This is a genomic window from Pseudomonas sp. RT6P73 (assembly GCF_054897715.1).
Map to the genome: position 1 here is coordinate 3,369,522 of NZ_JBUBUV010000002.1, position 14,498 is coordinate 3,384,019.

Consider the following 14,498-nt stretch of genomic DNA (forward strand, 5'->3'; position numbering starts at 1 on the left):
TCGGTCGTAATCCGGCTCCCAGATATGAATCCGCCAGACACTGGCGGTCATGGTTTAAGATCCGTTTGAAGTGTTCTCCGGACAAAAACTTCATGCGCTTAAACCTGAAGGTTCGTATGCCCTCCTCGCTGCCATTCCCGGTTCGATCGCGCCGTCGCCCGTGGCTGCGATCACTGCTGTTGCTGAGCCTCATCATTCCTGGCATCGCCAGTGCCGAGCCAAGACCCGAAAACATGGTCTATCTGCGCACGATTGACCCAACCATCGAACAAGACATTCGCTACGCCAGCGCCCACAACTTCACCGGACATCCACTCGACGGTTACGCCGCTTCCGAGTGCCTGCTGTCGCTGGACACCGCCCAGGCCCTCGCCCGGGTGCAACAGGCACTTCAAAAGCAAGGCTACGGCTTGAAGGTGTTCGACTGCTATCGACCCAGCCGTGCCGTGGCCGATATGGGCCGCTTCGCGACAGAGCCAGGAGACCCGCGCAAGGCCGAGTTCTATCCGCGCGTGGACAAACAGGACTTCTGGCGGCTGGGGTATGTGGCGCGGGTGTCGAATCACTCCAGAGGTTCAACCGTGGACCTGACACTGACCGGTCCCAAGGCGCTGCCCGCCGACACCTGGACACCCTCGGCCGCGCAAAGCGACTGCACCGCGCCTTATCCCCAGCGCTGGCCCGACGGCGCACTCGACATGGGCACCGGCTTCGATTGCTTCGATGAGCGCGCCCATACCGCCAATCCGACGATCAACGCGACCGCCAAGGAAAACCGTCAGCGACTCACCAGCGCCATGGAAAAAGAGGGATTTGCCGGGTACTCGAAAGAGTGGTGGCACTTCACTTTTGGTGGAGAGGGAGCGCCGAAGAACGTGATGGATTTCCCCATCACGCCGCTGAGTGCCAGTGAAGTGCTGGACAGCAGTCACCAGCTGATTGTGGTCACCACAAAAAACTGGGATGACATTCAGGGCATCGCCCAGCGTTATGAACGGGTTGGGGGAAGCTTTCGAAAAGTCGGCGATGGGTTTGCGGTGGTGGTTGGCAAGAACGGGATGGCCTGGGGCAAGGGCTTGGGCAGCGTTGAGCCCGGTGAAGGGCCGGTCAAACGTGAAGGTGATGGAAAGGCGCCTGCCGGGATTTTCAAGCTTGGAACGGCGTTTGGCTACGACACGACGGGCGATACAAAACTGCCTTATGTCTCGCTGACATCGACCACCGAATGCGTGGATGACAGCAAATCCGAACGTTACAACGAACTGGTCGACGGCGCGGCGATGGCCAAGGACTGGAACAGCTCTGAGCAAATGCGCAAAGAGGATGGTTATCGCAAAGGTATCTTCATCGAGCACAACACGCCGGCGGCCCCGGGGTCAGGTTCGTGCATTTTTTTCCATATCTGGCGGGGGCCTGACTCGCCTACGTTGGGGTGTACGGCGATGGATCAGGGGAATATTTCGCGGTTGTTCGAGTGGCTGGATCCTCGTGAGTCTCCGGTGTTGGTGCAGATGCCTGAGGGGCAATATGAGCGATTGCGTGAGCGCTGGAAGTTGCCGCAGCGGTAATGGAACAGGTGAATCGAGTGCTGGATAACCACGGAGCCTTGTAGCAGCTGCCGAGCAGCGCGAGGCTGCGTTCGGCGACGCAGTCGTCGTGAAATCAGGACGCGCGGTGCATCAGGATGACCGCATGCGCAGGTTTTACGACGACTTCGTCGCCGAACGCAGCCTCGCGCTGCTCGGCAGCTGCTACATGAGCGTTGGTGTTGCTGATGATGGTGTTCGCCGGGCCTTGGTCAGCCCTGCTTCAGATCGAGGCAATAGGTGTAATAACCCGTATCGCGCACATAACCCAATGACTCATACAACCGCTGCGCGCCGAAATTATCCGTGGCGGTTTCCAGCACCATGCCCTTGGCGCCGGTCGACAGTGCAAAGGCTCGGGCAGCGTTCATCAGTGACCTCCCCACGCCCTGCCCCCGGGCCACGGGGGCGGTGAACAGATCGCTGAGCAGCCAGGTCCGGTGTGCATCGATGGAGGAGAACGTCGGGTACAACTGGACGAACCCCAGCGCATCACCGGACAGGCCAGAGGCGAAGAAGATCACGGATTCATCCCGGGCGATGCGTTCGGCGATGAAATCCCGGGACTGCTGCAGGTTCGATGGCTGGCCGTAAAAGCCTCGATAAGCGTCGAAGAGGCTGGCGATTTTGTCGATGTGCGTTGCGTCGACGCGCAAGACTTGGACGGCCATGCCAGGGGTCTCCGTATGGGTTACTTCGGCTGCGCGACCGTGCGCAAATAAGGTTTCACCGTTTTGAAACCATCCGGGTATTTCTTCTTCGCGTCCTCGTCGGACACTGAGGTCGGAATGATCACGTCTTCACCCGGGCGCCAGTTAACCGGTGTGGCAACGGTGTGCTTGGCGTTCAATTGCAGCGCATCGAGCAGGCGCAATACCTCATCAAAGTTGCGCCCGGCACTCATCGGGTAGATCAGCATCGCCTTGACCTTTTTGTCCGGCCCGATGATGAACACGGACCGCACCGTGGCGTTGTCCACGGCAGTGCGGGCGCCGCCGCTGGCATTCGGATGGATCATGTCGTAGAGCTTGGCCACCACCAGATTCTCGTCGCCAATCATGGGGTAGTTGACCGCATGCCCCTGGGTTTCTTCGATGTCTTTGGCCCAGCTTGCATGATTGCTGACGGGGTCGACGCTGAGCCCGACGACCTTGGTGTTGCGTTTGTCGAACTCTGGCTTGAGCCCTGCCATGTAACCGAGTTCCGTGGTGCACACCGGGGTGAAGTCCTTGGGGTGCGAGAACAGGATCGCCCACTTGTCGCCGATCCACTCATGGAAATGCAGCGTGCCTTCGGTGCTTTCGACGGTAAAGTCCGGTGCTTCGTCGCCAATGCGGATGCTCATGATCGTTCTCCTGACGGTGAGTTCGTAGGGAAGCCGTCGGAACGAATGGGGCTGTTCCAACGGCATTCGGGATCTGTGTTGAACCTGTCAACGCGGATCAGTATAGGAGACGCTTCAAGACATGCCGGTGACCGGCGCATTCACTTTGTAAGTCCTTGATTCAGGCCTTTGAACGCTGTTCAGGCAACACCGCCAGCGCTGACGTCCTCGCCAATAAGTAGTAGAGAATGCCCGGCACCACCAGCCCCACGATCCAGGAAATATCGACACCGCCAAGCTGCGCGACCATCGCTCCGGAGTAGAAATGCGTGTCGACGAAAGGCAACTGGATCAACACACCCACGACGTACACGCTGATCCCGCGCACGTTCCAGCGACCATAACGACCTGCCGGGTCCGACAATGCCGGAATGTCATAGCGCTCTTTGTTGATGAAGTAGTAATCCACCAGGTTGATCGCGCTCCACGGCGTGAAAAAGGTCAGCAGAAACAGGATGAAGTACTTGAACGAGTTGAGGAACGAGTACTGCCCCAGCAGCGCCAAGGTGGTGGACGCCGCGACAATCAACAGCACAAAAACCATGCGCTGTCGGGCAGTAATCTCGAGACGGCTGCGAAAGCCACTGATGATCGTGGCCACGCACATGAAGCTGCCATAAGCATTGAGCGTCGACACCGTGACCTTGCCGAACACCACGCTCAAATACAGCAGCGAGGCCATCACCCCGGTACTGCCCAGGCCGACGATGGTTGCCACTTCATGACCGCGGAAATTCACGCCGGCCAACGCTGCAGCGAACACGCCCAGCACCATGGAAGCCTGGGCGCCGAGCACGGTTCCCAGGCCGACGGCAGCGAAGGTTTTCCAGGACGAGGTTTTGCTCGGCAAGTAGCGTGAGTAGTCAGCCACATAAGGGCCGAAGGCGATTTGCCAGGACGCGGACAGCGACACGGCCAGCAGGAAAGTGCTCCAGCCGAAGTGACGATTTTCCAGCAACAGGCCGATATCGTTGAGCGTCATCAATCGGGTAAACAGGTAGGCAAAGGCAATGATGCCCAGCACGCTGGCCACACGTCCGACCAAGTGGATAACCCGATAGCCGAAGATCGTCAGGAACGCGATGCAAGCGGCGAAAATCAGGATGCCGGCGCTGTCGCTAACATGGATCAGCTGCGCAATCGCCTGCCCCGACAGGACCGCGCCGGTGGCGCTGAAACCGAGGTACATCAGGCACACCAGCACAATCGGGATCGCCCCCATAGACCCCGAACTGCACACGACTGGAGATCATCTGCGGCAGCCCGAGTTTGGGCCCTTGAGCTGCGTGCAACGCAACGACCGCACCGCCGAGCACCTGGCCGATCAGCAAGCCGATGAGCGACCAGAACACGTCACCGCCCAGCACCACGGCCAGTGCGCCGGTGACGATGGCGGTGATTTGCAGGTTGGCGCCGAGCCACAGGGTGAACTGGCTGTAAAGACTGCCATGGCGCTCGGCCTCGGGGATGAAATCAATCGAACGGGTCTCGATCAGGGGACTTCGTTGTTGGCTCATTGCGGTGTTCTCTTGTTATTAGTAGACGGCAAGTCAGGCGGTTAAATGCGATCCCCATGTAGGAGGGAGCCTTTGTGGCGAGGGGGCTTGCCCCCGTTGGGTTGCGTAGCAACCCCAAAATCTCGGCAACTGTCGAAATTCGGGGAGCGCTTCGCACTCCAACGGGGGCAAGCCCCCTCGCCACAAAGGTTCGCTCCTACTGGCATTGGGGCAGACAGTTGCTCTTATTGTTGTTCAGTCACGGCGACTTGAGCCGGCCGCTGCTCAAGCCCCACATACGGCGCTTTCGCCCACACGACCTTGCCACCCACCATGGTCAGCAGCACAGAATTGCGCGCCAATTCATCCTCCGGCACCTGCATGAAGTTCTTGTCCAGGACGATCAGGTCGGCGAACTTGCCGACTTCAACCGAGCCGACCACCGCCTCCAGTTTTAACTGCTCGGCGGCATTGATGGTGATGGTGCGCAGCACGTCGGTGCGCGACAGTCCCGGGTCGGCATTCAGCCGGCCGGCGTACTTGGGGCCGTAGCTGTGGGGGTTCTGCGGGTCGCCGGAGCGGGTGACGCCGATCTTCAGCGCGAGGAATTCGTCGAGCGGATCGACAGGCCAGTCGCTGCCATACGCCACGCGGCCGCCAGCCTGGGCAATGCTGCCCGACGGCTCCATGCGGGCGAAACGCTGGGCGCCCAGGTGATCGCTGGTGCCGTCGATTGTGGACGGTGCCTGCTGGGCCCACTGGAAGGACATGTTGGCGGTCACGTCGAGTGCCTTGAAGCGTGGATAGTCGGCAGGGTCCACGGACTCGTTGTGAGTGATCGCCGGGCGGAAACCATTGCCGGGCAATTGCTGGCGCACGTATTCGATGCCGTTCAGCGAGTCGCGCACCGCTCGGTCTCCGGTGGCGTGAAGGTGCGGGTCGAGGCCGGCCTGCACGGCTTGCAGCAACAACGGCTTGAGCACTTGCGGCGGGAAGTACAGCTCGCCGACGTTTTTGCCAGGAGTCCACTTCGGTGCCTTATCGGTTCCGGCATTGTGCAGGTACGGCGTCAGCATCGCACCCGTGTCCGCCGGCGCATTGATGATGCCGTCCATGAACAATTTGACGTGGCGCATGCTCACGCCCGGCGCGGGCTTGGCTTCGCCCTGATCGTAGGTGCTGGCCAATGCCTTGGCGTCGGCGATGGTTTTTGTCGGGTCTGCCGCGGCGGCGGCCGGGTCCAGTTTGATCGCCAGCAAGGCCCGGGCCGTCAGCTCGCCCGACTGCTGCAGGCGGGTGAAGGCTTTGCCAATTTCGGGCCCCGACATTGCATCGAAGAAACTGGTGATGCCTTGCTCGCGCATCGCGTCGAGCGCGGCTCGGGTCTGGTTGAGTTTTTCGGCGTCGGTGGCGGGCGGCACCACGGCGGCCATGGTATCGGCAGCGCCGTCTTCGCAGATGCCGGTCGGGTTGCCGGCGCTGTCGCGCACGTATTTGCCATCGCCCGGATTGGCGGTGTGCTTGTTGATGCCGGCCACTGCCAGGCCACGGGAGTTGGTCAGCACGGTATGGAAGTCGGTGGAACGAACCTGGATCGGGCGCTTGGTCTTCAGCGCGTCCAGCGTCGATTTGTCCGGGTCGCCGTCGAGTCCGTTCATGCCCATGCGATCCCAACTGCCCACTTCGAGCCAGACATCGGGGCCCTTGTCCTTGTCGGCGTCCAGACACGCTTGAATGGTTTCCTGGAAAACCTTGCGCGTCATCGTCTGGTACTTCAAATCGCACAAGGTCATGGCGCGGCCGCCGTCCCCCGGGTGCATGTGCGCATCGATGAAGCCCGGCATCAGCATGCGCCCGGCCAGATCGATCAGTTGGGTCTGTTTGCCGATGTACGAGGTAACCCCTTCATCGCTGCCGACATAAACGATCTTCCCGCCCGTTACGGCAATCGCCTGCTGCACGGAATTCTGGCCATCGACGGTGTAGACGTAGCCGTTGCGCATCACTATGTCGGCGGGCGTCGAGCCCTGTGTCTGACACCCCACGAGCGCCATGGAAGAAAATGCCGTAGTGGCCGCAACCGCGATAAACAGCCTGGAAAATTTCAACTGCCTCACCTCTGTTCTTATAGTTTTGGAAGTGGCCCGGACAGACTGCCGTGCAAGCCCCTGATATGCAGGGCATACCCTATAGAGCGGCGCCGCTTGCGGGACCTCCACAAATGAGGAGGGGCAATGTAAATAGCCCAACAGGGGATAATCAGATCAGGTAAGCCGAAACGCGATCTGTAGCAGCTGGCGAAGCCTGCGTTCGGCTGCGAAGCAGTCGTGAAACCTGTGTTTACGGTCTTTTTGAAACACCGCATCGTCTGAATTCACGACTGCTGCGCAGTCGAACGCAGGCTTCGCCAGCTGCTACAGGAGTTGCGTCGACGTAGAAATTGCTTAGCTGATCAGCAATATCCACAGGGGGATTTGCATTTGAGTGAGTGAGATTTGTGGAGTTAATCGCGGCGCGTTGCATCCCGCAGGACGGAACCCAGTTCCACCTTGCTTTTCACGCCAAGCTGCAAGTAGCAGTTGCGCAGATAGGTGCGCACTGTCGCCGGGCTTAGGTTCAGGATCTTGGCAATCTCTTTGTAGGAATGCCCGGCGGCAAACAGCATCGCCGCCGTCCGCTCCCGTGGCGCAAGCACTGCCGCGCGCGACTGCGCTTCGAGTGACAGAATCACATGCTCCGCGTTCGGACTCAGGGTCAGCGCACAACGACCCAGACGCATCACACACGGGGACTTTTGCAGTTGCGCGATCACCTCGGCCGGCAGCATCGAACCGCTCCAGCCGGGTAACTCGCGCTGAATGGCGGCGCACAGGCTGGCGCCCACGTACAGCAAACTGCCGTCCATGCGCGCCACCCCGAAATCGGTCGCGCCGTTGCCCGTGTCGATGCGGATCATGTCTTGCACCTGAAACCGCCACAGCTGCAACAGGTGGTCGCAGAACGCCGAAAACAACGCGGCCTCGCTGTCGTTGAACGCCGGAGCATCAATGCCGCGGTAGAGACACACGAAGAACATCAAGCCGCTTTCCGGCAACTCGAAAGTGATGCACATCGGATGGTAGAGGTCGTGGCGCCGAGCGAACGCGTCCACCTCTTCATCGGGATCGGTGAACCCGCTGTCGCGCACGACCTCACCGGGTTGACTCAAGGTGTCATGGGAGAATTTGTCGCGCCCTGCACTTTTGTGCCATTCGGCGGCAAACGATTCGGGCAGATTGATCCGCCCGTGCATCCAGCTTTTCGGCGGCGCGTTGACGGCTGACGCGGACATCTCGCCCCACCACGCCGACGCAAAGGGCACCAGTTGGCGAAACGCTTGCAGGCCTTCGGCGATGAACTGCGAGGCGCCGCGCTCCCGGGCAAGCCGCCCCAGGTTGAGCACGCATCGATTGAACGCTTTGAGCGTTGCCATCGACGGCGTCGCGCCGACTTCATCACCCTCCTCCATCGTTCTGATCCTGTTCGCTGTACGACGTATTTTTTCGACGATGCCATAGGCGCAGGCGTAGCGCCAATGGCTTTTACTCGCCATGCGCCCTGCTATGTCGCGGTCCTCCGTAAAGCGGCGTATGGCGCGTTATCCGGCCAGCGAGAGATTGCCTGGGGGCTTCAATCAAAAACTTTCGGCAATGCCCAGGTCTGGGTCCTGCCCAATCCGAGTGGGCGCAATCTCGCGTTCACTCTCGATCAACTGGTTGGCGCGTACCGCCAACTATGGAATGCAGTGAATTAGAGAAACCTGTGGCGAGGGAGCTTGTCGGAACGCCGCACCGTCCCGCTGGGCTGCGTAGCGGCCCCAGTAATGTGACAACAATGCCGATTTTTGTGAGTGCTACGCACTCAAGCGGGAGCAAGCTCCCTCGCCACAAAAGTAGGTGTACCTGATTTACCGCTTCGGCAATGCCCGACCTGATTCATCAGGTTTCGATCACCGAAACTTGCGTTTATCGGCCTTAAGCTAAGCTAAGAGCAGCTTATTGCACACGATGCTCGCGTCTGCAGGTTTTGGGTTTTTCTGGAGAGCGTCTGCAACAGCTATTTCAGACCGGCCCAACCATTTCACGCAGGACTACGTGATGACCGAGCCCCTCCTCAGCTTTGACCAACTCAAGCGTGCTGCCGCCTCCGGCGAGATCGATACCGTTCTGGTGTGCATGGTCGACATGCAGGGCCGACTTGTCGGCAAGCGATTCCAGGTCGAGTTTTTTATCGACAGCGGCCATGAAGAAACCCACTGCTGCAATTACCTGCTGGCCGACGACATCGACATGGAACCCGTGCCGGGTTACGCCGCCGCAAGTTGGAGCAAGGGCTATGGCGACTTTGTCCTAAAACCCGACATGTCGACGTTGCGCCGGGTGCCCTGGCTCGAGTGCACGGCGCTGGTGCTGTGTGATGTGCTCGATCACCACCATCGGCGCGACTTGCCGCACAGCCCGCGGGCGATCCTGAAAAAGCAGATCGAGCGCCTGCGCGAACGCGGCTACACCGGCATGTTCGCCTCGGAACTTGAGTTTTATCTGTTCGACGAGAGCTACGAGGCGATCCACGAGCGCAATTACCACAAGCCAAAGACCGCCGGACACTACATCGAGGATTACAACATCCTCCAGACCACCCGCGAGGAGCCGGTGCTGCGGGCGATTCGCAAGCATCTGCAAGCGTCCGGCATTCCCGTGGAAAACTCCAAGGGTGAATGGGGGCCGGGTCAGGAAGAGATCAACATTCGTTACGCCGACGCGCTGACCATGGCCGACCACCACGTCATCATCAAGCACGCCTGCAAAGAGATCGCGCAGTTGCAGGGAAAGGCGATCACGTTCATGGCCAAGTGGCGGTATGACGCCGCCGGGTCCAGCAGCCATATCCACAATTCGCTGTGGGACAAAAACGGCAAAAAACCGCTGTTCTTCGACGCCAAGGCCGAGTTCGGCATGTCGAAACTGATGCGCGCCTGGGTGGCCGGGCAGCTGAAATATGCCAACGACATCACCTGCTTTCTCGCGCCCTATATCAATTCCTACAAGCGTTTTCAGGCGGGTACTTTTGCGCCGACCCGGGCGGTCTGGAGTCGGGACAATCGCACCGCAGGCTTTCGTCTGTGCGCAGAAAGCAGCAAATCCATCCGTATCGAATGTCGCATCGGCGGCGCCGACCTCAACCCTTATCTGGCCTTCGCTGCCTTGATCGCCGCGGGGCTGGCCGGTATCGACGAGAAGCTCAACCTCGTGCCGCCCTTTGAAGGGGATGCCTACGTCGACGAACACTTGCCGGAAGTGTCGAAGACCCTGCGCGAAGCCACCACCGCACTCCAGAGCTCAACGATGCTGCGCGAAGCGTTCGGTGATGAAGTGATCGACCACTACGTGCACACCGCCGAATGGGAGCAGAAAGAGTACGACCGGCGAATCACCGACTGGGAATTGCAGCGCGGTTTCGAGCGCTATTGAGACCGCCATCATGACTGCAACGATTCAACTCATCTCACCGGTCGATGGCCGGGTCTATGTCGAACGTCGCTGTGCCGATGCTGCGCAGATCGAGCAGGCGCTGGCGGCGGCCGCAGCGGCCCAGGCCCAATGGAAGCGCCGTCCACTGAGCGAACGCGCCGCGTTTTGCAGTGCTGCGGTGGACGCGATGCTGGCCATGAAGGACGAGATCGTCCCGGAGCTGGCCTGGCAAATGGGCCGCCCGGTGCGCTTTGGCGCGGGCGAACTGCGCGGTTTCGAAGAACGTGCCCGGCACATGATCGCCATTGCGCCTGAAGCGTTGGCAGCGGTTGAACCCACGCCTGTCGCCGGTTTTCGACGGCATATCAAACGTGAACCGCTTGGTACGGTGCTGGTCGTCGCACCGTGGAATTACCCTTATCTGACGGCAGTGAATACGATCATTCCGGCTCTGATCGCCGGCAACAGCGTCATCCTCAAACACGCCTCGCAAACGCTGCTGGTGGGTGAACGGTTCGCCGAGGCCATGCGCCGCGCGAATCTGCCCGAGGGACTGTTCCAGAACCTGCTGCTCGACCATCGCCAGACCGGCGAGATCATTGCCTCCGGCCGTGTGCACCAGGTGAACTTCACCGGGTCGGTTGACGCCGGCAAGGTCATGGAAACCGCCGCCACGGGCCGCTTCCTCGGCCTGGGCCTGGAACTCGGCGGCAAAGACCCGGCCTACGTCCGCGCAGACGCCAATCTCGAACACGCAGTGGAAAACCTGGTGGACGGCAGCTTCTTTAACTCCGGGCAAAGCTGCTGCGCCATCGAACGGATCTATGTCGACGAAAAAATCTACCCTGCGTTTGTCGAGCGTTTCGTCGCACTGACGGATCAATACGTGCTGGGCAATCCACTGGATGAAGCCACCACGCTCGGCCCGCTGGTGAACCCGGGCGCCGCTGAGTTCGTTCGCGGACAGATCGCCGATGCGCTGACCAAAGGTGCAAAGGCACTGATCGATCCGAAAGCCTTTCCCTTCGATGCACCGGGCAGCGCCTACCTCGCGCCGCAGGTGCTGGTCGACGTCAACCATCACATGTCGGTGATGCGAGAGGAAAGCTTTGGCCCTGTGGTCGGCATCATGCCCGTTGCCAGCGATGACGAAGCCATCGCCTTAATGAACGACAGCGAATTCGGGCTCAGCGCTTCCATCTGGACCCAGGATCTCGCCGCCGCCGAACGCCTGGGCAACGAGATCGACACCGGCACCGTATTCATGAACCGCTGCGACTACCTCGACCCGGCCCTGGCCTGGACCGGCGTCAAGAACAGCGGGCGCGGCGTGACGCTGTCGCGCCTGGGTTACGAACACCTGACCCGAGCCAAATCCTTCCATTTGCGCCACGAGATCTGAGCCATGAGCCTGACCGGGAACTGGAACTACCCCACGAGCATTCGCTTCGGTGTCGGCCGCATCAGCGAGCTGGCCGAGGTCTGTCGCAGCCAGGGTATCCAGCGACCGTTGCTGGTCACCGACAGCGGCCTGGCGCGTGCGCCGATCACCACGGCAGCGGTTGAAGCCTTGCGCGCTGCCGGTCTTGGCGTCGCGCTGTTTTGTGACCTCAAGCCCAATCCGGTCGAAGCCAATTTGGCAGGCGGGCTCGATGCCTGGCGTGCCGGCAAGCATGATGGCGTGGTCGCCTTCGGTGGTGGCAGCGGCCTGGACATGGGCAAACTCATCGCCTTCATGAGCGGCCAGACCCGACCGGTCTGGGATTTCGAAGACATCGGCGACTACTGGACACGCGCCGACGAAAGCCAAATCGCCCCGATCATCGCGGTGCCGACGACGGCGGGCACGGGTTCTGAAGTGGGCCGCGCGGCGGTGATCATCGACGAGCGCACCCACACCAAACGCATCATCTTCCACCCGAAAATGATGCCGCGCGTGGTCATCAGCGACCCGGCCCTGACCGTCGGCATGCCGGCAAAAGTCACCGCCGGCACGGGCATGGACGCGTTGGCGCATTGCCTGGAAGCCTACTGCGCACCTGGTTTTCACCCGCTGGCCGATGGCATCGCGGTGGAAGGCATGCGCCTGGTGGCCAGCGCCTTGGTGCGGGCCGTCCATACCCCGTCCGACCTTGACGCTCGCGCGCAAATGCTCGCGGCTGCCGCGATGGGCGCCACGGCATTCCAGAAAGGACTGGGCGGGATGCACGCCCTCTCGCATCCGGTCGGCGCGCTATACGACACCCATCACGGCATGACCAACGCCACCTTCATGCCTTACGTATTGCAATTCAATCGCCCGGCCATCGAAGAACGCATCACGCGCCTGGCGGCGTATTTGCGTCTGCCCTCGCCTGGCTTCGACAGTTTTCTGGCCTTCATCCTGAAGCTACGCAAAGACATCGGCGTGCCGCATACGCTGGTTGAGCTGGGCGTGGATGATCTGCAGGCCGATCTGATCGCAGACATGGCAATTGTCGACCCCTCTGCCGGCGGCAATCCGCTGCCATTGACGCGGGCCGGTGCGGCACAGATTTTCGACGCGGCGTATCACGGCCGTATTTAGAGCTGTTGTCTGTCCATGCATGGACAGGTTGTATCGGTTGGAGAAGGAGCAGTACGACAAGGGGTTGAAAGCCAGGCCATCCGGGACCCGGGTGGATGCGTATCAAAACCTGAAGGGGCACACAACATGAATCCAGCAAGTCAGCCCGGCACGAGCGCGCCGCAAGACGATGACGTCAAGGTGTTGCACAGCATGGGCTACGCCCAGCAGCTGTCGCGACGCATGGGCGTTTTCTCCAACTTTGCCATTTCCTTTTCGATCATCTGCATCCTCTCGGGTGGCATCAACTCACTCGCCCAGGGCACCTCGGGAGCGGGCGGCGCGGCCATCGGCATTGGCTGGCCGATCGGATGCCTGATCTCCGGGGTCTTCGCCATGGCCATGGCGCAGATCTCCTCAGCCTACCCCACCGCTGGCGGCCTCTATCACTGGGGCTCGATTCTCGGTAACCGCTTCACCGGCTGGCTGACGGCCTGGTTCAACCTGTTGGGCCTGGTGACCGTGCTCGGCGCGATCAACGTCGGCACTTACTACTTCTTTTTCGGCGCCTTCGGTCCGGGCCTGGGAATGGAAGACACCATCACGACACGGATGATTTTTCTGGCGATCCTGACCGGCCTGCAAGCCTTGTGTAACCACCTGGGCATTGGCCTGACCGCGAAGCTCACCGACTTCTCGGGCTACCTGATCTTCGCCACGGCACTGGCGCTGACCATCGTCTGCCTGATCTCGGCGCCCAGTTATGAGTTCGCCCGGTTATGGACCTTCGGCAACTACTCCGGCGAAGCGGGCGGCAGCGTCTGGCCACAAGTCTCGAACGGCTGGATCTTCATGCTCGGCCTGCTCTTGCCGATCTACACCATCACCGGTTATGACGCCTCCGCGCACACCTCGGAAGAGACCCGCAACGCCGCCAAGTCCGTGCCTCGCGGCATGGTCATGTCGGTGGTCTGGTCGTTGCTGTTCGGCTGGGTCATGCTCAGCTCGTTTGTGCTGATGCTGCCGAGCATGGACGAAGCCGCGAAGCATGGCTGGACCGTGTTTTTCTGGGCGATGGACACGCAGGTAAACCCGACGATAAAAACGGCGCTGTACGTGGCCATTTTCATCTCGCAGTTCCTCTGCGGACTGGCGACGGTGACTTCGGTGTCACGCATGATCTTCGCGTTCTCCCGTGACGGCGGCCTGCCCTTCTCCAAGGCGCTGGCCTCGGTCTCGCCAACCCTGCGCAGTCCGGTGGCGGCAATCTGGACCGGCGCCACTCTCGCGGTGCTGTTCGTGTGGGGATCGTCGGTGATCTCGATCGGTGAAACGCCGGTCTATACCATCGTGGTGTCCTGCACGGTGATCTTCCTGTTCTTCTCCTTCGTCATCCCCATCGTGCTCGGCCTGTTTGCCTACGGGACATCAAAGTGGCCGACCATGGGACCGTGGAACATGGGACGCTTCTGGTACACCGTGTTCGCCCTGCTCTCGATCCTCTCGATGGTGATCATCTTCATCATCGGCATCCAGCCACCGAACGATTGGGCGCTGTACATCACCATCGGCTTTCTGGTGCTGACGGCCATCGTCTGGTTTGGCTTCGAAGCCCGCCGCTTCCAGGGACCGCCGATGGGGGATTTGATCGTGAAGCGCCAGGCTGAAATTGCTGCGGCCGAAGAGGCGCTAAACAAACGCGCGGGAGGCTGATAACACCGAGCAATTTCTGCCGTAACGCGATTCTATGTAGCAGCTGGCGAAGCCTGCGTTCGGCTGCGCAGCAGTCGTAAAACCTGAGCATGCGGTCTACCTGAAACACCGCATCGCCTGATTTCACGACTGCTTCGCAGCCGAACGCAGGCTTCGCCAGCTGCTACAGATCGCATTCTGGATTACCCGTCGGCATTAACGCTGAGCGCCCCGCTTTTATGAAAACAGATAGACAGAACGATGAACAACCTGTGGCGAGGGAGC

Annotated in this window: 9 protein-coding genes and 2 pseudogenes; 6 read left to right on the forward strand and 5 right to left on the reverse strand. The window is 60.6% G+C overall.

What is annotated here, in order from left to right:
• The first annotated feature begins 116 nt into the window (after positions 1-116).
• A complete protein-coding gene (locus tag ACYZT6_RS16060; RefSeq protein ID WP_462029965.1) occupies positions 117-1,568 on the forward strand; it encodes a M15 family metallopeptidase in 1,452 nt (483 codons plus the stop codon).
• Between the two features lie 230 nt (positions 1,569-1,798).
• Here the strand turns inward: ACYZT6_RS16060 and ACYZT6_RS16065 are convergent, their stop codons facing one another.
• The 5 genes and pseudogenes from ACYZT6_RS16065 to ACYZT6_RS16085 all read right to left on the reverse strand — a co-directional run bounded on the left by ACYZT6_RS16065 (position 1,799) and on the right by ACYZT6_RS16085 (position 7,974).
• On the reverse strand, positions 1,799-2,257 hold the full coding sequence (locus ACYZT6_RS16065) for a GNAT family N-acetyltransferase (RefSeq protein ID WP_462027755.1): 459 nt from the start codon (positions 2,255-2,257) through the stop codon (positions 1,799-1,801).
• Between the two features lie 20 nt (positions 2,258-2,277).
• On the reverse strand, positions 2,278-2,931 hold the full coding sequence (locus tag ACYZT6_RS16070) for a peroxiredoxin (RefSeq protein WP_462027756.1): 654 nt from the start codon (positions 2,929-2,931) through the stop codon (positions 2,278-2,280).
• 160 nt (positions 2,932-3,091) lie between these two features.
• A pseudogene (locus ACYZT6_RS16075) lies at positions 3,092-4,487 on the reverse strand (purine-cytosine permease family protein).
• Between the two features lie 224 nt (positions 4,488-4,711).
• Positions 4,712-6,574, reverse strand: a complete 1,863-nt coding sequence (locus ACYZT6_RS16080) for an amidohydrolase (protein ID WP_462027757.1) — start codon at positions 6,572-6,574, stop codon at positions 4,712-4,714.
• A 395-nt stretch (positions 6,575-6,969) separates the two neighbouring features.
• Positions 6,970-7,974, reverse strand: coding sequence for a helix-turn-helix transcriptional regulator (locus ACYZT6_RS16085; RefSeq protein ID WP_462027758.1), 1,005 nt, complete (start codon positions 7,972-7,974; stop codon positions 6,970-6,972).
• Between the two features lie 78 nt (positions 7,975-8,052).
• Between ACYZT6_RS16085 and ACYZT6_RS16090 the strand changes: the two are divergent.
• The 5 genes and pseudogenes from ACYZT6_RS16090 to ACYZT6_RS16110 all read left to right on the forward strand — a co-directional run.
• A pseudogene (locus ACYZT6_RS16090) lies at positions 8,053-8,259 on the forward strand (uracil-DNA glycosylase family protein); the annotation flags it as partial.
• 343 nt (positions 8,260-8,602) lie between these two features.
• Positions 8,603-9,976 carry a glutamine synthetase family protein gene (locus ACYZT6_RS16095; protein ID WP_462027759.1) on the forward strand — a complete coding sequence of 458 codons (1,374 nt, stop codon included), beginning with the start codon at positions 8,603-8,605 and terminating at the stop codon, positions 9,974-9,976.
• Positions 9,977-9,986: 10 nt separating this feature from the next.
• Complete coding sequence (locus tag ACYZT6_RS16100; protein WP_462027760.1) at positions 9,987-11,378, forward strand: aldehyde dehydrogenase family protein; 1,392 nt, start codon at positions 9,987-9,989, stop codon at positions 11,376-11,378.
• Between the two features lie 3 nt (positions 11,379-11,381).
• Positions 11,382-12,542: an iron-containing alcohol dehydrogenase gene (locus ACYZT6_RS16105; RefSeq protein WP_462027761.1), complete on the forward strand. Its 1,161-nt coding sequence runs from the start codon at positions 11,382-11,384 to the stop codon at positions 12,540-12,542.
• A 126-nt stretch (positions 12,543-12,668) separates the two neighbouring features.
• Positions 12,669-14,234 carry an amino acid permease gene (locus ACYZT6_RS16110; RefSeq protein WP_462027762.1) on the forward strand — a complete coding sequence of 522 codons (1,566 nt, stop codon included), beginning with the start codon at positions 12,669-12,671 and terminating at the stop codon, positions 14,232-14,234.
• The last annotated feature ends 264 nt before the right edge of the window (positions 14,235-14,498 follow it).